This is a genomic window from Ruegeria atlantica (genome assembly GCF_013032005.1).
Taxonomy (GTDB): domain Bacteria; phylum Pseudomonadota; class Alphaproteobacteria; order Rhodobacterales; family Rhodobacteraceae; genus Ruegeria; species Ruegeria atlantica_A.
The window spans coordinates 62,020-82,451 of sequence record NZ_WQBE01000007.1 but is presented as its reverse complement, the minus strand read 5'-3'; the positions used below and the strand labels follow the sequence as shown (position 1 = coordinate 82,451).

Below are 20,432 nucleotides of genomic sequence, written 5' to 3'. Positions count from 1 at the left end.
GTCAACCATGACAATTTATTTTCGAACTGAGAGCGGTGAAAACCCGATCTCGGTTAGTAATGATGGAAAGCGGAAAGGATCGTTAGTTGCGCCGGGCCGCACCGGGCTGCACCGGCAGTTCGTTGAAATGCTTGGCCGTTAACCGGTTACGGAGCGGCCAAACACAGGTCAGTTATTATTTACGCGGGATCGAACGCAAAGTTGGTTTCGGAGGTTTGGCCGGTCACAGATTTGCTGGGCGTACCTGATACATAGACCTCTTCAACAGCGCGATCGTCTCCCATCATCTGCAGGACGAACAATTCTTCTGCAAGACTGCCAACGCGATCCATACGCAGGGCCATGGCGGGGGTGCTGCGGGCGTTCAGAACAACGACATCCGCCTCGGTTCCGGGGTCGAGGTTTCCGATTTTGTCTTCCAGACCCAGAACGCAGGCATTACCGCGCGTAGCCCAGTGGAAGGCCTGCAGGGGATGCAGAGCCAGCCCTTGCAATTGCAGAATCTTGTACCCTTCGTTCAAGGTTTGCAGCATCGAGTAGCTGGTGCCAGCACCGACATCCGTTGCGATCCCGTTCGAGATACCGCGCGCGCTCAGCCCGCCATGATCAAAGAGGCCGCTGCCCAGGAACAGGTTCGAGGTCGGGCAAAACACGGGATGTGCACCGGTTTCTGCAAGCGCGTCGATCTCGCGTGCCTCAAGATGGATCGAGTGCCCCAACAGAGTCTTTTGCCCCAGCAGACCAAAGGATTGGTAGACATCCAGATAATCGCGCGCCTGCGGATAAAGCTGCTTGGTAAAGGCAATCTCATCTTTGTTTTCCGACAGATGCGTCTGGATGTGACAATCCGGATGCTCCTGCGCCAAGGACTGCGCCATGGCCATCTGTTCCGGCGTCGATGTGATCGCGAACCGAGGTGTGATGACATAGCCGTTGCGGCCCTTGCCATGCCAGTCCGCAATCAGCGCCTTGGTGTCATCGTACCCGGTTTGCGGCGTGTCCTGCAGACCTTCTGGCGCATTGCGGTCCATCAGGACCTTACCGCCAAGCATGCGCATGTTTCGTCTGGTCGCTTCAGTAAAAAACGCATCCGCCGAGGTTTTGTGGACCGAGCAATAGGCCACCGCGGTCGTGGTGCCATGCGTGACGAGCTGATCGTAGAATGCCCGGGCCATGTTCGCGCTGTGTGCATCCGAGGCAAAACGGGTTTCTTCCGGGAAGGTGTAATTGTTGAGCCAGTCCAAAAGCTGTGCGCCCCATGAGGCGATCACCTGCACTTGGGGGAAGTGAATATGCGTGTCGATAAACCCGGCCATCATAAGGTGTGGGCGATGGTCTGTCACAGGCACATCCCCGGCTTTCGCGCTGATCTCGGCGAAGGGTCCGGTATCCTGAATGATTCCGTCCTGGATCAGCAGGGCGCCGTCCTCAAGATAGGTATACGCGCCGGAATCTTCGCCGCTTAGGGGTTCGCGATGAAAGGTCAGCAGACGACCGCGAAGCAATCTCTGTGTCATGAAAGGTCTCGTTTGTAGGATAGGGAAAGAGTAGGGGGCAGCCCTGCGACCGCCCCGCTATGGATTAGGCCTGTTGTGCAGGTGAGTCGTCGTCGATCAGATCAGGCTCATCCGGTACGATCACACGATGCTCAAGATCCTCTTTGGGTGCGAACATCGGATAGACGTAAAGGAACGCGCCGATGATCAAGTAACCAATGGTGATCCCGTCGAACTGAGGCACCTGCAACGTGTAGGAATGGATGATCCCGACAGAAGACATCAGCCCACCAGCGACAGCAAACGCGCCCGCCATCCGGAACCGACCGTCGATTACGTCGGCCACAATGGCACCCCAGACCAGACCCGTGATGATCGCACCTTGGCTCAGGGCAAGGTGTCCTTCGTAATGGGCACCTTCCATCAGTAGTGCTGCGGTCAGGCCTTCGTCACCCAGCGAGGGCAGCCCCTCGACACCGGTGCTGCGCAGAGCGTTCATCAGAGACCCCCACTTGACCATCAGGAAGGCCGAGATGTGAGGCAGGATCGCAAAGGACACGGCAGCCATGTGCATCGGCTTTACAGCCCAAGCCGTGTTGGTGATCAGGCTGACCGAAACAAAGACCAGGACCGGAGCCGCGGCGGCAATCGGGATCAGGCCCGCAAGGAAGGACAAGAAGCCCAGGAAAGCGGCGGCAGCGATCACAACAGCCACACCAACGATGTAACCGGCATGTGCATCAAGTCGCTTGTAGGCAGGGTGCCCGATGTAAACGGTTGTCGGGAAGGGCGAACCAAAAAGCGCACCCAACATTGTGCCTGCGCCGTCCGTTACTTGGCACAGTCCAACCGGGTAGTGGTCGCCTGCAGCCTCGGCCGATTCCACGTTGTTCATGGTTTCGATGAAGTTGTAGATTTGTACCGGGATCAGCACCAGGAACAGCTCGGGGTTGGCGAACAGGTATTGCACACCGGCGATGAGGTCACCGAAATAGGGGATCGGTGGGTAAAAGCCGATGCCGCTGACGTCGATTTTGGATTCACCAAGGATGATAGCAATCACCGTACCGGCAGCAATTGCGACCAGACCGGCCGGAACATTGCCCGGCAGGCGAAAACGCCCGATCAGACCCCACAGGATAAACAGCAGCGACGTGAAGCCGATGATGGGGTTTTCGAACACCTCGGCCAACGGAACGGAACCGATAAAGACCAGCGCAATACCGCACAGCGTGCCCAGCATCCCGGCGCGCGGCGTGATCCGCTTCAGATAAGGCCCGACAATGGCACCCAAGGCCGCAACGATGCCGCCCATGAACCCGGCGCCGATGCCCACTTGCCATGCCAGCATGGGATCATTGGTTGCCCAGTAGATGGGTCCGATCACACCGAACAAGTAGACGAACATAACCGGCGTTGAGATGCCGTAGGGCAAGGCGGTGACGTCTTCACCCCGTTTGTTTGCGGCCCATTTGGCGAGGTACGTATAAACGGCAACACCGGCCAAAATCGCGACGGCGGCACCGGGAACAATGCGGCCAAACACGATTTCGGCGGGCATCTGAAACACGAACTGGCAGACCCCGGAAAGGATCAGCAGATTCACGAGGTTGTCAGTAAACAGCGCCCAGAAAGCGCTGAAGTCGCTGCGGGTAAACAGCTTGTATTCGTAGGTCCTCCCGTCCATGACGGTCTCCTCCTCTGATGTGACCGGAATGGCCCGACAGATGTCAGGCCGATCTCCCTTTCCGGTCGTGATGGTGGCCCCGCAGGGGCGCCTGGTTTGCCCCGGTCGGGGCGGTCGCGGCAGTTTCAGAGGTCAATTCAGCCATCACCTCGGCCACCACGAAGGTGGCGATGACGCTGGGCCGCTTGTCGCGGCTACCGCTTGCCCCGATAGGGCATTTCAAGTGTTCGATAGACTGTCCGTCACAGTGTTTGTGCGCCCAGTTCCTGAGCTTTACCCGCTTGGTGGCGGACCCGATCATCCCCACATAAGCGGCGTCCTGACGTTCCAGTGCGGCGGATGTCAGCAGGAAATCCAATCCATGATCGTGAGTCAGAACGATAAAGGCGCTGCCCGCAGGCGCACCCCAGATATCCGTCTCGGGGATCGCGCTGACGCGGGTTTCGACATTGGCTGTGCAAAGCTCGACCTCTTCGGGTCGAGTGTCGACGAGGATGCAGCGCACCGGCAGATGCTGAAACTGATTGGCCAAAGCGCGCCCCACGTGACCTGCGCCCATGACATAGACGTGTGGCAAAGCCTCGTCGCGCTGGGTCGCGCGTTCTGCGGCGGCCCATTTGTCGGACGCACGCATGCGGGTCAGTTTCATCTCGACCCGCCCACCGCAGCACTGGCCGATTTCCGGGCCAAGCGGCACATCCAGATCCTGATGCAACACCCCGTCGCGCAGCATGTCGCGGGCGGCGTTGATGGCCATGAACTCCAATTGGCCACCACCGATGGTTCCCCACAGCGCCTCGGGTGCCACGAACATCTCTGTCCCTTCATTGCGCGGCGACGACCCGCGCACACGCGTCAGTGCTACGCGGATCACGCTGTGCTGCGTGGACAGGAATTCGCTAAGGGAACCGGGGGCAGTCATGGCTCAGGGCCCCGCTTGCAGCCGCGCAACTGCCATCAGCACACGTTCGGGGGTGGCTGGCGCGTCAAGGCGCGGGCATTCGCGGTAATCAGCGACAGAGGCCACGGCCATCGACAGCGCCTCGAACACCGAAATGCCCAGCATGAACGGCGGTTCTCCGACAGCTTTGGAGCGTTTGATGGTCAGCTCGCGGTTTTCCGACCAGTCGGCGAGGTTCACATTGAAGATGCGCGGACGGTCGGAGGCGAGCGGAATTTTGTAGGTCGACGGCGCATGGGTGCGCAGACGGCCCGCGTCGTCCCACCAAAGCTCTTCGGTGGTCAGCCACCCCATGCCCTGAATAAACGCGCCTTCGACCTGGCCCTTGTCCAGCACAGGGTTCAACGAGCGTCCAACGTCGTGCAAAAGATCAGTACGCTCTACCCGGTACTCACCAGTCAGGGTGTCAATTGTCACTTCCGAACAGGACGCGCCATAGGAGTAATAGTAGAACGGGCGGCCTTGTCCTTTGGCCCGATCCCAGTGGATTTTCGGCGTCTTGTAGAACCCGGCCGCCGAAAGTTGCACACGTGCTAGATAGGCCTGTTTGATGAACGTGTCGAAAGGCAGAACTTCGTCGCCGATATGCACCTGATTGGCGTGGAAGGCCACGTTCTCGGGTGTAACATCCCAGTTCTCAGCGGCGAATTTCACCAGACGCGCTTTGATCTGCTCGACCGCGTTCAACGCAGCCATGCCGTTCAGATCAGTCCCGCTCGAGGCAGCCGTGGCTGAGGTGTTGGGAACCTTCTCGGTGGTCGTTTTGGTGATCTTGATCCGGCTGAAATCGACCTGAAAGGCTTCGGCCACGACCTGCGCGACCTTGGTGTTCAGGCCTTGCCCCATTTCGGTGCCACCGTGGTTTAGGTGGATCGAACCGTCATTGTAGACATGCACCAGTGCGCCAGCCTGATTGTACCAAGTCGCTGTAAAGGAAATGCCGAATTTGACTGGTGTCAGCGCGATGCCTTTTTTCAGGATCGGCGACGTCTTGTTGAATTCGATGATCTCCTGACGGCGTTTGCGATATTCCGATGTCTCTTCCAGCTCTCCGATTAACCGGTCGAGAATGCTGTCTTCGACCTCTTGGTGGTAGGGGGTGATGTTGCGGTCCGTGGTGCCGTAGAAGTTGGCCTTGCGTACATCCAGCGGGTCCTGCCCGGTGGCATAGGCAATCTCTTCGATCATCCGCTCTGCCGCGATCACGCCTTGGGGGCCGCCAAACCCACGGAATGCGGTATTCGAAACCGTGTTGGTTTTCATCGGATGGCTGTTCAGGCGCACGTTCGGATAGAAATAGGCGTTGTCCGCGTGGAATAGCGCCCGGTCGGTCACGGGCCCCGAAAGGTCTGCTGAAAACCCGCAGCGCGCAGCAAAGCTGCCTTCGACAGCCTGAATGCGGCCATCATCGTCAAAGGCGACGTCATAATCGATCACAAAGTCATGGCGTTTGCCGGTCGCCGTCATGTCCTGATCCCGGTCGGGGCGGATTTTCACGGCGCGGTTCCACTTTTTGGCAGCCATGGCAGCAACCGCGCAGAACAGGTTCATCTGGCTTTCCTTGCCGCCAAATCCACCACCCATGCGGCGCACGTTGACCACAACGGCGTTGGACGGCACGCCCAGGACATGCGCCACCATATGTTGCGCCTCGGACGGGTGTTGGGTTGAGCAATGCACGACCACATCGTCGTCTTCGCCCGGAATGGCAAAGGCGATGTGACCCTCGAGGTACATGTGATCCTGTCCGCCAACGTTCATGCAGCCTTTGATCCGGTTGGGGGCGGCAGCCTGCGCCGGGGCGACATCTCCGCGCTCCAGCTTGAGCGGTGCCGTGACATGCGGGTAACCGGCCTCCTGCGCGGCAATCGGGTCCAGCGCATGGGGCAGAGTTTCGTAGTTTATTTTTGCCAGTTCTGCGGCCCGGCGCGCGATGTCGCGGGTTTCGGCAACAACGGCAAACAAAGGCTGCCCATGAAACTGAATGGCATCGGTCGGGAAAACCGGTTCATCGTTCAGATGTGTCGGGCTGATATCATTGGCCCCCGGCACATCATCCGCGGTCAACACTCCGACAACGCCGGGCGTGGCCAGAACGTCGGTGAAGTCGATGCCCAATAGCTTGGCGTGCGCTACGTCCGAGACGCCGAGATACGCGTGCAGCGTGCCTTCGGGCTGGGCAATATCGTCGGTGTAATCGGCCCGTCCGGTGACATGCTTGATAGCGCTGTCATGTTTGACATTGGTGTGGGCTGCCCCGGTGATGGAAACGTTATCTTTCATTTTTTGTCTCCTTATCAGGCGCAAGCCAGTTGAACGGGAGTGTCGGTTTGGGCGTCGTTTTCAAGGTAGAAGCGGCGCAGCAGGTTTTGGGCGGATAGCATTCTGTAATCAGACGATGCGCGCCAATCGGTGAGAGGGCTGAAATCTTCAGCCAGCGCCTCGGCGGCAGCTTCAAAGCTTTCGCGCGACCAGGGATGACCGTTCAGGGCGGCCTCGGCAGCCGCGGCTCGCTTGGGCGTGGCGGCCATGCCGCCGAATGCGATGCGCGCATTGCTGATCGTGCCGTCCGTGACCGTCATGTGGATACCGGCAGCGACAGAGGAGATGTCCTCGTCACGACGCTTGGAAATCTTGTAGGCAGCGTTCAGATCGTTGGGACCGGGTAGGGGCACGTGGATGCTTGCGACAAACTCATCGTGTTGGCGATCTTGTTTGCCATAGTCGATGAAGAAATCAGCCAGAGGCAGCGTCCGGCTTTCGGAACCGCGCCGCAGTGTGATCTCTGCACCAAGCGCGATAAGAACCGGCGGCGTATCCCCGATGGGCGAGCCATTGGCGATATTCCCGCCGACGGTTCCCATATTCCGCACCTGCCACCCTGCGATGCGATCCCAGTAGGAGGACAGGTGTGGCAGGTGTTCAGACAGAAGTTCCTGGCAATCGGTGTAGCTTGCGCCAGCACCGATCAGGAGGAGGGAACCCTGTCTTTCGACTGTTTTCAGGTCTTCGAGATGACCGGTGAAGATAGCAGGCCCGATGTTGCGCAGGAATTTGGTGACCCAAAGACCCACATCCGTGGCACCGGCCACGATCGTGGCCTTGGGATAGGTCTGCAGGCAATCGGCAAGGTCATCAACGCTGGAGGGGATAATGCTCAGGTTGTCTTCCGGTCCGGATACAACGCGCCGATCGTCCTTGAGTGCGGCCAGACGTGCGGTCATGGTTTCACGTTCGGTATTCAGGTGGTCCGATGCCGGGGTGCCATAGCGGCTGACGGCAACGGCGGCACGGATGATTGGCTCATACCCGGTGCAGCGACACAGGTTGCCCTGCAGCGCGGTTTCAACCTGCGCTTTGGTCGGCTCAGGCGTTTGCATCCACAGTGCATATAGCGCCATGACGAAGCCCGGCGTGCAGAACCCGCACTGGCTGCCGTGGTGATCAATCATCGCCTGTTGTACCGGGTGCAGGCGACCGTCCGGGCCGGACAGGTGTTCAACCGTCACGACATGGCAGCCATCGACCGAGGCAAGAAACCGGATGCAGGCATTCACGGGAACATAGGCCAGACCTTCACCGCCAAGCCGTCCAACAAGAACGGTGCACGCGCCACAGTCGCCCTCGGCGCAGCCTTCTTTTGTGCCTGTCAGCCGACGCTCCAACCGCAGGAAATCCAGAAGCGTCTGGTCTGCTGATACGTTTGGAACGGACACATCCTTGCCATTCAGGACAAATTGGATGTCGGTGCGATGCGTCATGGTATTCTCCCTATGCCCCTGCCTTTCAGGTGGGTGATCGAGGGGACCATAGGCGCAACGATTGAGTCTTAAAATTGCCGGAAACGGCAAATACTTTCAACATATCGTTGAAAAAGAAAATGCCATGGCGCAGTCTTTCCGCAAAGAGAGGATCGAATGTCGTACGTTGAAAGCCTGCGTGTTTTTGTCAGAGTGATGGAGCTGGGCAGCATTACATCCGGCGGGCGCGACCTGCGGTTAACCCCGGCGGTGGCCAGCAAGCGATTGAAAGAGCTTGAGAACCATTTGGGTGTACGGCTGTTCAACAGAACAACCCGGTCGATGACCCCAACCGAAGTTGGATCGGTTTTCTACGACGAGGCCAAAGCCGTTCTGCTGGCGATCGATCACGCCGAAGCGCGCGTTGCCAGCTTTTCCGATGCCCCGCGAGGTGCCATTCGCATCACCGCGCCGCTGGGTGTCGGGCGTAGAATCGTCGCGCCTCTGGTGCCGGAATTCTCGGAACTCTACCCCGAAACAGAGATTCGCATGCGTCTTTCGGACCGTAAGGTGGACATGATGGCCGACGGTTTGGACATCGCGTTCTTTATCGGTGAGCCCGGCGATTCCACCATGAAACTGCGGAAGTTTGCGGATTGCGATCGCGTCCTGTGTGCGTCGCCGGAATACTTGTCGAATTTTGGCGTGCCCAATATGCCGGATGACCTTCTGCATAGGCCCCATAACTGCCTTTTGCTGCGGTATCCCAGATCGCCCGAGTACTTCTGGACCCTCAACACCGACATGGGACCGCGAAAGCTGGAAGTTCACGGTAAATACGATGCGGATGATGGGGACGTGCTGACGGACTGGGCGCTGGCGGGCAAAGGGATCGTTAACAAACCACGCTTTGACGTGCGGGACTATCTTGAGGACGGTCGACTGGTCGAGGTCCTACCGAAGACACCCCCAGTGCCGACGATTTTCGGGTGCCTTTATCCGCATAAAAAGCTTCAGGACCCCAAGGTGCGCCTTTTCGTCGAACACATCGCGCAGCACAGCAAACGCTTTTTCGCGCCGGGCTGAAAAACAAAAAACTGGGTATGAAAACCCAGTTTGCCTGTCACCAATTTCTCTGTTGGTGCTATTGATCTCTGACTTCGTTGATCCACGCAACAATGGTCTGGCGTGCTTCTTCATCCATCTGAACCGCCGATGGAGGCGGCATCGCGTGGCTGATCCCGGCCTGCAGATAAATCTGGTCGGCCTGCCGGGCGACGTCACCGGGGGTTTCAAGGTAAACCTTCTTGGGGGCCCATTTCATTGTGCCGTAGACCGGCTCGCGCGCATGACACATTGAGCAATTGCCCAGCACCGTGTCATACGCGGCCTCAAAACCGGCGGCTGACGCATATTTCTGTTCATATGGCGTCAGCTCGCGGGCTTCGGCGTCTTCCCATGTTTCTGTTGGCCTGACCGAAGACAGCCAAGCGATAATGACCATGAGAATGACCGTGACAGCCCAGGTCCAGTGCGGGCCCTTACCGGTTGAGTGCATCGTGTTGAAGTAATGCCGGATGGTCACGCCTGTCAGGAAGATCAGGCTGGCAATGATCCACGAATACTCGGTTCCGAAAGCCAGCGGGTAGTGGTTCGACAGCATCAGGAAAACGACCGGCAAGGTCAGATAGTTGTTGTGCGTCGAACGCACCTTGGCGATCTTGCCGTATTTCGCGTCGGGCGTCCGACCGGCCTTGAGGTCTTCGACCACGATCCGCTGGTTCGGCATGATCTGAAAAAACACGTTGGCCGTCATGATCGTTGCCGTGAACGCACCAAGGTGCAAAAGCGCAGCGCGGCCAGTGAAGATCTGGTTATAACCCCAAGACATGATCACCAGGATCACGAACAGCAACAGCATCAACACGGTCGGGTGGTCGCTGAGCTTGGACTTGCACATCTGATCGTACAGCAACCATCCGATAGTCAGCGAACCGCCAGAGATCAGGATGCCTTGCCACAGCGCCAAATCCACCTTGGTTGGATCAAGCAGGAACAGCTCACCGCCGACCCAGTAGATGATCATCAGAAGGGCCGCTCCAGATAGCCAGGTCGTATAGCTCTGCCATTTGTGCCAGGTCAGATGTTCCGGCATCCGGGCAGGCGCCACAAGGTATTTGACGGTGTGATAGAACCCGCCGCCATGTACTTCCCATTCCTCGCCATAAGCCCCGTCCGGTAGGGCAGGGTTTGGCTTAAGCATGAGGTCCAGCGCGATAAAATAGAATGACGCGCCAATCCACGCCATCGCGGTGATCACATGCAGCCAGCGGACAGAAAAGGCGATCCACTCCCACATTACGGCCAAGTCGTACATGGCATTGCTCCTAAGATTCTAAGTTCTTCGGCACTCTATGCGATAGAGTTTTCCTCTGGTATTGCTACGAAAGACCAAGCAGTATCAAAAAATGCAAAAAAATGTCCTACTTCGATAACATCCGCACTTTTGTCCGTGTCTATGAATTGGGCAGCATGTCTGCCGCGGGCCGCGATTTGCGGGTTTCACCGGCTGTAACCTCGGCTAGGATTTCCCAGCTTGAAGAACATCTTGGTGTACGTCTGTTTCAACGTACAACGCGCAGCCTGACGCCGACAGAACAGGGAAAATCGTTTTATCGGGGGGCGACGGAAATTCTTGAAGCCGTCCAGAACGCCGAAGCGCAAATCGTCAATATCACCGAGAACCTCAAGGGATCGCTGTATATCGCCGCCCCCTTGGGGGTTGGTCGGCGTCTGATAGCACCGCAGGTGCCAAAATTTCTGGCTGAATACCCTGAGGTGAATGTTCGGCTAAGGCTGACTGATCGAAATGTGGATATCACGACCGAAGGCCTGGATTTGGCTTTCTTCCTTGGCCAGCCCGAAGACAGCAATTTGCGCATTCGAAAGATTGCTGACGTGGAACGGGTTCTGTGTGCTTCCCCGAAATACATCAAGAAACATGGGATGCCAGAAAGTGGCGACGATATTGTCGCCAACGGGCATGAATGCCTCAGCCTGCGGTTTCCCGGTGCAACTGAATTCCAGTGGCTTTTGAGAACTGAAACCGGACCAAAGCGATTCCGTGTTTCAGGGCGGTACGAGTCAGACGATGGCGACGTGTTGACGGATTGGGCCCTGGCCGGGCACGGCATCGCGTTGAAGCCGGTATTTGAGATTTCAAAGTACCTCAACGCCGGTACCTTGGTTCCGGTCGCGGTTAAAACACCACCGGAACCGATTCAAATGGCGTGTTTGTTTACCCACCGTCGTATGCAGGACCCCAAGACACGCCTGTTCATGGAGTTCATAATCGAGCGTATTGGTTCAACGATTGCTGAGACAAACACGCCCTAAAAGGTGGCTCAGCTGCCGCGATAGGTTGAGTACCCGAAGGGCGAAAGAAGCAGCGGCACATGGTAATGCGACTGTTCGGACATCCCGAAGCGGATTGGGATTACGTTCAGAAAACGTGGATCCTCGGGCGGAGTGCCAGATGCGTCCAAGTATTCCCCGGCGTAGAAAATCAATTCGTACTCGCCCAATGAAAACTCGGTTTCGGGCAGGATTTGTTCATCCGTGCGGCCGTCGTCATTGGTGACCAGGGTTTTCAGCAATGTACGGCCAGTCCCCTCAATTCGAAAAAGTTCGATTTTCAGACCCTCGGCAGGGCACCCCCGCGCCGTGTCCAGAACATGTGTAGTTAGGTAACCTGACATTTGCGCCTCTCTATGAAACTTGGAAATTACTAATCCGAATACTCCCCAAGAGGCAAAGGCTGACTGGCCGAAACTCTTTGTTGTATTTTTTGAAAAACATCGTCGATTATCTGGGGTATTCATCATTTCAAGAAGAAGGAAATTGATGTGACGCGTTATCCACGAGATATGACCGGCTATGGTGGGCAAGTGCCCACAGCCAATTGGCCCAATGATGCCAAAATCGCGGTTCAGATTGTGCTGAACTACGAAGAGGGCGGTGAAAACAACATCTTACATGGTGATGCCGCGTCCGAGGCATTTTTGTCCGAGGTCACCGGTGCCGCCCCTTGGCCCGGCCAAAGACACTGGAACATGGAGACGATCTATGAATACGGCAGCCGTGCCGGATTCTGGCGCGTTCACCAGCTTCTCCAAGACCTCCCCATCACTGTTTATGGCGTGGCCACTGCGTTGGCCCGCGCACCCGCACAAGTTGCGGCAATGCAGCACGCAGGGTGGGAAATCGCCAGCCATGGCTTGAAGTGGATCGAACACAAAGACATGAGCCCAGACGAAGAACGCGCGCAAATCCGCGAAGCGATCCGTCTGCATACCGAGGTCACGGGCCAACGGCCGCGCGGTTGGTACACGGGCCGCTGTTCGATGAATACAGTCGATCTGGCTGCCGAGGAAGGCGACTTTGCCTATATCGCAGACAGCTATGCCGACGATTTGCCCTATTGGACAAAGGCCGGTGGCAAAGATCAGTTGATCATGCCCTATACGCTGGACTGCAACGACATGCGCTTTGCGATTCAGGCGGGGTTCACCACTGGCGACCAGTTCGAAAGTTATCTGAAAGACAGCTTCGACATGCTGTATGCCGAAGGCGAAGCCGGTGCGCCCAAAATGCTCTCAATTGGTCTGCATTGTCGGTTGATTGGCCGGCCGGGCCGCGCCATGGCGCTGAAACGCGCGTTGGAGCATTTCATGAAACATGACGGTGTCTGGTTCGCGACGCGCGAACAGATTGCCGATCACTGGGCAAAGGAACACCCCCCGATGCAACGCCTCACCCCGTCCGAAATGGACCAGCCCACCTTTGTTGCCGAATTCGGCGGCATATTCGAACACAGCCCGTGGATTGCCGAAGGCGCGTATGATCTGGAGCTTGGGCCGACCCATGACAATGCTGCCGGAGTTCACAACGCGCTGGCGCGGGTGTTCCGTACGGCCTCTGCCGAAAAACGTCTGAGTGTTCTGACTGCCCACCCGGATCTGGCGGGCAAGCTTGCCGCGGCAGGTCGTCTGACCAAGGAAAGCACGGCTGAACAGGCCGGGGCCGGTCTGGATATGCTGACGGACGAAGAACGCGCGAATTTCACAGCGCTGAACGAGGCATACACAACCAAGTTCGGCTTTCCCTTCATCATTGCGGTCAAGGACAACACGAAAGCCAGCATTCTAGACGCCTTCCACCGCCGTATCGATAGCGACCGCGACACCGAATTTGCCGAAGCCTGCCGCCAGGTCGAACGGATCGCGGAACTGCGCCTGATCGAGAAGTTCGCGGGATGACGACTGTCCTGAATCTTCTGCCCCTGACGTCCGAGGCCTTTGCGCCATTCGGCGATGTCATCGAAGTGGCTGGCGACGTGGACAAATACATCAATCAGGGCAAGTGCGCGCGGTATCATGACCGCGCCGCACTGGATTTCAACGACGGGCGCGCAGGGATCAGCGTGTTTCAATCCGAGGCGTTCAGCCTGCCGATCAAACTGGACATGGTCGAACGTCACCCGGATGGAAGTCAGGCCTTCCTGCCCTTGTCGGACAAACCCTTTGTTGTGGTCGTGGCGCCCGACGAAGATGGAGTCCCCGGACAGCCTATCGCATTCAAAACAGCACCGGGGCAGGGCGTGAATTATCACCGCAACACGTGGCATGGGGTTTTGACCCCTCTTCACGCGCCCGGGCTTTTTGCAGTGGTCGACCGAATTGGAACCGGGCCCAACCTTGAGGAGCATTGGTTCGAGGAGCACTTCACAATCACAGAATGAGAAACCTAGCCGGAAGAGGAGCCGGTTAACGTCTCTCAAGGGAGGAAAGACAAAATGTCAGATGCAACCATCGGAACGCCGGATCAGCTCCGCGATCCGAATTACTCACCACCACTTATCAAAGCGGTCCCACTGGGCATTCAGCACGTGCTGGCGATGTTCGTCTCGAACGTTACGCCAGCCATTATCGTTTGCGGCGCGGCCGGATTTGGGTTCGGCTCGAACAGTCCTGATTTTCCGCAGATGATCTACATGATCCAGATGTCGATGTTCTTTGCGGGCGTCGCCACGTTGTTCCAGTCCATTGGTGTGGGTCCTGTCGGAGCCCGTTTGCCCATCGTGCAGGGAACATCGTTCGCCTTCATCCCGATCATGATCCCGCTGGTGGTTGGAAAGGGCGTTGATGCCATTGCTGTCCTGATGGGCGGCGTTGTTGTTGGTGGTCTGTTCCATGCGTTCTTGGGGCTGTTCATCGGACGTCTTCGATTTGCGCTGCCGCCACTGGTGACAGGTCTTGTGGTGACCATGATTGGTTTGGCGCTTGTGAAGGTCGGCGTTCAATACGCCGCTGGCGGTGTGCCCGCCATCGGTACCGAAGAATACGGCTCGGGCCTGAACTGGTTCATGGCAAGCACCGTGATCGTGGTCACGCTTGGTCTGAAGTTCTTTGCGCGGGGTATGTTGTCTGTGTCGGCGGTGCTGATCGGCCTGTTGGTCGGGTACGCGGTGGCATTTGCACTTGGTCAGGTGAATCTGGGCAATGTTGGCAACGCGGCTTCCTTCGCACTGCCGAACCCGCTGCATTTCGGCATTGAATTTTCGGTCGCGGCGATCATTGGCTTCTGCGCGATGTCCTTTGTATCAGCGGTCGAAACGGTGGGCGACGTGTCCGGTATCACCAAGGGCGGCGCTGGACGAGAAGCGACCGACAAGGAAATTCAGGGCGCGACCTATGCCGATGGTGTCGGCACCGCAATCTCGGGCCTTTTTGGCGCGTTGCCAAATACGTCGTTCAGCCAGAACGTCGGTCTGATCGCCATGACCGGTGTCATGAGCCGCATGGTTGTCACCATCGGTGCGCTTTTCTTGATCATTTGTGGCCTGATCCCGAAAATTGGTGCGATTATCTCATCCATCCCGATCGAAGTGCTTGGCGGTGGCGTAATCGTTATGTTCGGCATGGTGGTCGCGGCGGGTGTCTCGATGTTGTCGGACGTGAACTGGAACCGTCGCAACATGGTGATCTTTGCGATTGCGCTGAGCCTTGGCCTTGGATTGCAGCTTGAGCCCGGTGCTTTGCAGTATCTGCCCGGCACATTAAAGGTTCTGGCCACCTCGGGTATCCTTCCCGCCGCCGTCATCGCGATTGTTTTGAACCTGGTTCTGCCCGAGGAACTTTCGGACGAGGCAACCGAAGAGGTTTCAGGTGGTATGGCGGGTCACGGTCAGGGGTCGATTGGACATGACGATCACGTCTAATGATGCCTGAATTGGCATTCCACGTGACACAGTAAAAAAAGCGGCGTGCCGAGGTACGCCGCCTTTGTTTGTTCGGAAACCCCTCTGCCAGAATCAGATTTGAGGATCCAGAGACCGAACGATCAAGCCGCCCCGAAATCGAGGCGGCCCATCGTATGTTTCTGGCTATATAGTTGCTATTTAGCCGCCGTACTGAGGCGCTTTTGCTGAGGGTAGGCAACCGATCCCGGTCTCAGTGCCATGTGTCGATTTACATCCTTGTAAAGAAGATACCGGAACTTGCCCGGACCACCTGCGTAACAGGCTTGGGGGCAAAACGCGCGCAACCACATGTAATCGCCGGCCTCAACCTCGACCCAGTCATTGTTCAACCGGTAAACAGCTTTTCCTTCGAGGACATAGAGCCCGTGCTCCATTACATGCGTCTCGAGGAATGGGATGACTGCACCCGGCTCAAACGTGACAATCGTGACATGCATGTCGTGACGCAGGTCACTTGGGTCGACAAACCGTGTTGTGGCCCATTTGCCGTCTGTGCCGGGCATGGTTGTCGGCTCAATATCGTTTTCGTTGAGGATCAGAACATCGGGCTTATCCAGCCCTTCGACCGCCTCATAGGCTTTTCTGATCCAGTGGAACCGCAGCGTTTCTTCAGCGTGGTTGTGCAGCGTCCATTCACTTGCACAAGGCAAATAGGCATAGCCACCAGCGGTCAATTCGTAGGTTTCGCCTTCGACGTTCAACGTCGCTGTTCCTTCGACAACGAACAAAACGCCTTCGGCCTCGGGGTCGACCTCAGGCCGGTCAGAACCCCCGCCCGGCTGCACCTCCATTATGTATTGCGAGAATGTTTCGGCAAAGCCGCTCAGCGGGCGCGAGATTACCCACAAGCGCGTGTCGTCCCAAAACGGCAAGAAGCTGGTCACGATGTCCCGCATTGTGCCTTTGGGAATGACGGCATAAGCGTCCGTAAAAACAGCGCGGTCAGTCAACAGTTGGTCCTGCGCGGGATGGCCCCCGTGCGGCGCGAAATACTTGGTGTTCATGTATGCTCCTGAAGAATAACCGTTTGCTCTAAAATATGCGCCAGTGACATCCATCGACCACCCGCAAAGAGGCGACAGCTCTATTCGAAAAGATTTGAAAGTGCCCGTTGATGCACTGCCAGGACCAAGCAGTATTGCTGAGCGACCCTGAAGGGTTGGCTATTCTGGCGGCCATGACAATTGATCTTCCGGTTGGGGGCAGGTCCAACCCGCAACCGTTTCATGGTTATCATCACGGTGGTTTTCTTCCGAAACAAAATCGACAAAGCTATGCCAGAAGCCTTCATGCGAAAAATTCAGGCGTCACAGCCATTCAATTTGCAAAAAAGCGAAACTAACCTACGATAATGTCGTATTAAGGAAATTGTCGCGCGAAGCTCTTGATGGGCGGCGTGCTGGCATGTTTGAATTTTCGGGCAATCCCGGAGTAGCAAGTCGTTTACCTAAGAAGACAGGTAATTCGGTTTTCCGGCATTTGTTCGAAAGGTGCGTCTCGGTCAGACCGGGGACAACAATAAGCACTAAAGACGACCAACATGGAGATATCAGATGAAAAAATTTGCAACGCTACTGGGAGGCGCATCAATGGCGATCGCCGGGCCTGCTATGGCCGCGGACATCGTGATCGGTGTGCCGAACTGGCCATCGGTGAATGCGACAGCGCATATCCTGAAGGTAGCGATTGAACAGAACCTCGGGCTTGAGGTCGAACTGCAGAACGGTACCAACCCAATCGTTTTCGAGGCGATGGATTCCGGTGCGATGCATGTTCACCCCGAAGTTTGGATGCCGAACCAGCAGAATCTGCACGACACCTATGTGACCGACAAAGGCACCGTTGCGTTCAACCCCAATGGTGTTGAAGCGTTCCAGGGCATGTGTGTCGACAAGGCGACAGCGGATGCCAACGACATCCGTTCGATCGACGATCTGACCAACCCCGACATTGCCGCGCTGTTCGACAGCAATGGTGACGGCCAGGGTGAAGTATGGATCGGTGCGCCGGGTTGGGCCTCGACCAATGTCGAAAAAATCCGGGCCAAGTCCTACGGCTACGATCAGGTTATGGAGCTGACCGAGATTGACGAGACCGTCGCCTATGCGAACCTCGACAATGCGATCAAGGCAGGCGACCCATGGGTCGGGTTCTGCTACACGCCGCACTACGTGTTTGCCCTGCACGATATGCAGATTCTGGAAGAGCCGGCCTATGACGCGTCCAAGTGGAATGTGCTTCAGCCCACCGACGATCCGGATTGGCTTGAAAAGTCCGAGGCCGGTGTAGCCTGGGATCTGGCCTATTTGCACCTGCACTATGCAAAGGCCCTTGAGGATGAATATCCTGAGGTTGCCCAATTGCTGGCCAACATGAAGCTGGATACCGATTCGGTTTCCGCCATGACCTATGCGCTGGTGATCGAAGGCAAAGAGCCTGCTGCCTATGCGGAAGAGTGGGTGGCAGCCAACGAAGATGCCGTTTTGGACTGGATGTCACAGTGAGTGACGCCAATCAGGGCTGAAACTCGGACAGGCCGCCGGAGTTGACCGGCGGCCTGTTCTGCATCGAAGGGACAAAAATGACAGAAACAGTCGTAAAACTGACGGATGTCTGGAAGATCTTTGGCGCACGGGCCGAAGAAGCCATGACCGCAGTGCGGAACGAGGGTATAGGAAAGCCCGAAGTTCTGGAAAGATTCAATTGTGTCGTGGGTGTGCAGGGTGCCACCTTCGAAGTGCCTCGGGGAGAGATTTTCTGCATCATGGGCCTATCGGGCTCGGGCAAGTCGACGCTGGTGCGGCACGTGAACCGCCTGATCGAGCCGACCGCAGGCAAGATCGAAATTCTGGGGCACGACGTGTCCAAGATTTCCGAAAATGAACTGCGGCGCATTCGGGCACAGCAGATCGGGATGGTGTTCCAACATATGGCGCTGATGCCGCACCGTTCGGTGCGCGATAACGTGGCCTATCCGCTGGAAATTCGAAAGGTTTCCAAATCGAAACGCTGGGCGGTTTCCGATCACGCGCTGGGTCTGGTGGACCTGACTGGATATGAGGATCGCCTGCCCAAAGAACTGTCGGGCGGTATGCAGCAGCGGGTGGGGATTGCCCGCGCGTTGGCTTCGGACCCGGAAATTCTGCTGATGGACGAACCGTTTTCGGCCCTTGACCCGCTGATCCGCTTGCAATTGCAGGATCAGTTCAAGGCGTTGGTGGCGCAGTTGCAGAAGACGACATTGTTTATCACTCACGATCTGGATGAGGCCATTCGCATCGGTCACCGGATTGCGATCATGAAAGACGGCGTGATCGTTCAGATCGGCACGCCGGAAGACATCGTCATGAACCCGGCGGACGACTATGTGCGCGAGTTTGTACAGGGCATCTCCAAGCTCAAACTGGTCAAGGCGCATTCGATCATGGAACCCATGGAAAGCTATTCCGGCCCGACCGAGGGCGCGCCACGTGCAGACGAAGGGGCGGATCTGGATCAGTTGATCGACCTGGCCGTCAATACGGATATGCCAGTGATCATCACTGACGCGGGTGCCGATGTGGGCGTTGTGACCAAACCGCGCCTGCTGCGCGGAATTCAGGGGGGCAAAAATGACTGATGCAACCACAGAGGTCAAAGTAACGGCGGCCTCAGATATCGAGGTCGACCGCGAGGCGCTGGACCAGTCCATTCACGATTTCGTCGGGCCGAGCGGTGATTACTATGTCAACGCGTTCCACAAAATCCATGACGCAACCAGCCCGGTTCCGAACACGTTCAACCTGTGGGCAGCGGTGCTTGGGCCTTTCTGGTCGGCGTCGCGCGCAATCTGGGGCATGTTCTGGACCTTCCTGATCCTGGAAATCATCGCGTGGGTTCAGATCGGTAGAGGTGCCTGGGGTAACCCCGGGGCCGACCTGGCCGAGCGTGCCGAGCGCCAGCAGGCCCGCGCGAACGAGTTGCTGGAACGGGCTGGGGAAGCCACGGAAAAGGCCGACATAGACCGATTCACCAAACTGGCTGAAAACATCCAAAAGGCCGCCGATGCTAGCTTTGAAAAGGCTGCTGCTGCACAGTCCGAGGCTGTGGGTATTATGGTCACTGGCCTGCTGATGCTGCTGGTGTTCAAACTGGTGCAGGGGTTTTACGCGGATCGGGTCTATGAAAAGCAGTATTCGAAATGGCGGACGGATCCGGCCAGTACGGAAAGCGGCCGTTCCACGCGCAACACAGTGATGGGTGCCATTCTGGTGGCCGCGATTGCGCCATTGATCGTCTATAAGTTCACGGTGAACGCTTCGTTGCCCCTGTTGGATGCCTTCCCCGAGGAACAGGTGTCCGAGATCATTTTGGGCCCGGGCGAGGGAACGCTGTTTTCTAACCTGGCCAGTTGGATGGAGGCGAGGATTGACGCTGCTGCCGCTGCTGGGGGAGACGTCTTTGACGGGATTGTCGCCGGTGTCCGTTCGGTTCTGGATGCGTTGACGGTGGCGTTGATCGGGTCGCCGTGGCCGGTTGTGATGCTGGTCATCTGCGTGACCGCATGGCGTGCGGCGGGTCCGCGCGTGGCGATCTTCACCGCGTCTTCGCTGGCCTATATCGCCTTGCTGGGCTACTGGGATGTGGCGATGGAGACAGTGGCCCTGGTTGGGGCTGCGGTGCTGCTGTGTGTTGTGTTCGGGATCCCGCTGGGCATCTGGTTTGGCAAGTCCAAACGCGCCTATCGCGCAGCGGAACCTGTGCTGGACTTGATGCAGACGCTTCCGGCCTTCGTCTATCTGATCCCGATCATTGCCTTCTTTGGCACGGGTAACCCGCCGGGCATTCTGGCCACGATCATCTTTGGCATGCCACCGGTGATCCGTCTGACTGCGCTGGGTATGCGCGGGGTTCCGGAAAGCATCAAGGAAGCGGCCGTCGCCTTTGGCGCGTCCAAATGGCAGTTGCTGAAAGATGTGGAAATCCCGCTGGCCTTGCCGTCCATCATGACCGGGGTGAACCAGACCATCCTGATGTGTCTGTCGATGGTGGTGATCATCTCGCTGATCGGCGGTGGTGGTTTGGGCAAGGAAATCCTTGAGGCGCTGCAATACGCCGCCAAGGGTCCGGGCCTGCTGGGCGGCTTTGCAATCCTGTTCCTGGCCATGGTCATGGACCGGATCGTGCAAGGGGCCTTCCGGCGAGAAGACGAGAAACTCTGAACATACTCGCCCCCGGTTTCCGCCGG

16 protein-coding genes are annotated in these 20,432 nt (G+C 57.4%); 8 read left to right on the top strand and 8 right to left on the bottom strand.

The features are described from left to right. Positions 1–179: 179 nt before the first annotated feature. From guaD to xdhA, 5 genes are all read right to left on the bottom strand, one after another. Positions 180–1,517: a guanine deaminase gene (guaD, locus tag GOX21_RS14100; protein WP_170378012.1), complete on the bottom strand. Its 1,338-nt coding sequence runs from the start codon at positions 1,515–1,517 to the stop codon at positions 180–182. A gap of 64 nt (positions 1,518–1,581) precedes the next feature. After that, positions 1,582–3,183 (bottom strand): xanthine/uracil/vitamin C permease, encoded by a 1,602-nt coding sequence (locus GOX21_RS14095; RefSeq protein ID WP_170378010.1) that lies wholly within the window; start codon positions 3,181–3,183, stop codon positions 1,582–1,584. A gap of 43 nt (positions 3,184–3,226) precedes the next feature. Next, positions 3,227–4,105 carry a xanthine dehydrogenase accessory protein XdhC gene (xdhC, locus tag GOX21_RS14090; protein WP_170378007.1) on the bottom strand — a complete coding sequence of 293 codons (879 nt, stop codon included), beginning with the start codon at positions 4,103–4,105 and terminating at the stop codon, positions 3,227–3,229. Positions 4,106–4,108: 3 nt separating this feature from the next. After that, positions 4,109–6,427 (bottom strand): xanthine dehydrogenase molybdopterin binding subunit, encoded by a 2,319-nt coding sequence (gene xdhB / locus GOX21_RS14085; protein WP_170378005.1) that lies wholly within the window; start codon positions 6,425–6,427, stop codon positions 4,109–4,111. A 14-nt stretch (positions 6,428–6,441) separates the two neighbouring features. After that, positions 6,442–7,905: a xanthine dehydrogenase small subunit gene (gene xdhA, locus GOX21_RS14080; protein ID WP_170378004.1), complete on the bottom strand. Its 1,464-nt coding sequence runs from the start codon at positions 7,903–7,905 to the stop codon at positions 6,442–6,444. Positions 7,906–8,061: 156 nt separating this feature from the next. Here xdhA and GOX21_RS14075 point away from each other — a divergent pair, with 156 nt between their 5' ends. Continuing rightward, the gene (locus GOX21_RS14075) at positions 8,062–8,970 is read left to right on the top strand and encodes a LysR family transcriptional regulator (protein ID WP_170378002.1); all 909 of its coding nucleotides are present in this window, start codon (positions 8,062–8,064) and stop codon (positions 8,968–8,970) included. Between the two features lie 58 nt (positions 8,971–9,028). On the opposite strand, the gene GOX21_RS14070 is transcribed toward GOX21_RS14075, so the two are convergent. Continuing rightward, positions 9,029–10,261: a urate hydroxylase PuuD gene (locus GOX21_RS14070; protein ID WP_170378000.1), complete on the bottom strand. Its 1,233-nt coding sequence runs from the start codon at positions 10,259–10,261 to the stop codon at positions 9,029–9,031. A gap of 101 nt (positions 10,262–10,362) precedes the next feature. Here GOX21_RS14070 and GOX21_RS14065 point away from each other — a divergent pair, with 101 nt between their 5' ends. Beyond that, complete coding sequence (locus GOX21_RS14065) at positions 10,363–11,280, top strand: LysR family transcriptional regulator (RefSeq protein ID WP_170350890.1); 918 nt, start codon at positions 10,363–10,365, stop codon at positions 11,278–11,280. Positions 11,281–11,288: 8 nt separating this feature from the next. On the opposite strand, the gene uraH is transcribed toward GOX21_RS14065, so the two are convergent. Next, positions 11,289–11,642, bottom strand: coding sequence for a hydroxyisourate hydrolase (gene uraH, locus GOX21_RS14060; RefSeq protein ID WP_170377998.1), 354 nt, complete (start codon positions 11,640–11,642; stop codon positions 11,289–11,291). A gap of 147 nt (positions 11,643–11,789) precedes the next feature. Here uraH and puuE point away from each other — a divergent pair, with 147 nt between their 5' ends. The 3 genes from puuE to GOX21_RS14045 are packed head-to-tail and all read left to right on the top strand — an operon-like array spanning position 11,790 to position 15,163. Next, positions 11,790–13,202: an allantoinase PuuE gene (puuE, locus tag GOX21_RS14055; RefSeq protein WP_170377995.1), complete on the top strand. Its 1,413-nt coding sequence runs from the start codon at positions 11,790–11,792 to the stop codon at positions 13,200–13,202. Next, a complete protein-coding gene (locus GOX21_RS14050; RefSeq protein ID WP_170377994.1) occupies positions 13,199–13,684 on the top strand; it encodes an ureidoglycolate lyase in 486 nt (161 codons plus the stop codon). The genes puuE and GOX21_RS14050 overlap by 4 nt, the downstream gene beginning before the upstream one ends. A gap of 54 nt (positions 13,685–13,738) precedes the next feature. After that, the gene (locus tag GOX21_RS14045; RefSeq protein WP_170377992.1) at positions 13,739–15,163 is read left to right on the top strand and encodes a uracil-xanthine permease family protein; all 1,425 of its coding nucleotides are present in this window, start codon (positions 13,739–13,741) and stop codon (positions 15,161–15,163) included. Positions 15,164–15,339: 176 nt separating this feature from the next. Here the strand turns inward: GOX21_RS14045 and GOX21_RS14040 are convergent, their stop codons facing one another. Further along, positions 15,340–16,209 carry a bifunctional allantoicase/(S)-ureidoglycine aminohydrolase gene (locus GOX21_RS14040; RefSeq protein ID WP_170377989.1) on the bottom strand — a complete coding sequence of 290 codons (870 nt, stop codon included), beginning with the start codon at positions 16,207–16,209 and terminating at the stop codon, positions 15,340–15,342. A gap of 549 nt (positions 16,210–16,758) precedes the next feature. On the opposite strand from GOX21_RS14040, the gene GOX21_RS14035 reads away from it, so the two are divergent. The 3 genes from GOX21_RS14035 to GOX21_RS14025 all read left to right on the top strand — a co-directional run bounded on the left by GOX21_RS14035 (position 16,759) and on the right by GOX21_RS14025 (position 20,406). Then, a complete protein-coding gene (locus GOX21_RS14035) occupies positions 16,759–17,709 on the top strand; it encodes an ABC transporter substrate-binding protein (protein WP_170350897.1) in 951 nt (316 codons plus the stop codon). Positions 17,710–17,786: 77 nt separating this feature from the next. After that, complete coding sequence (locus tag GOX21_RS14030; protein WP_170350898.1) at positions 17,787–18,824, top strand: quaternary amine ABC transporter ATP-binding protein; 1,038 nt, start codon at positions 17,787–17,789, stop codon at positions 18,822–18,824. Continuing rightward, positions 18,817–20,406, top strand: a complete 1,590-nt coding sequence (locus GOX21_RS14025) for an ABC transporter permease (RefSeq protein WP_170377988.1) — start codon at positions 18,817–18,819, stop codon at positions 20,404–20,406. The genes GOX21_RS14030 and GOX21_RS14025 overlap by 8 nt, the downstream gene beginning before the upstream one ends. Positions 20,407–20,432 lie beyond the last annotated feature (26 nt).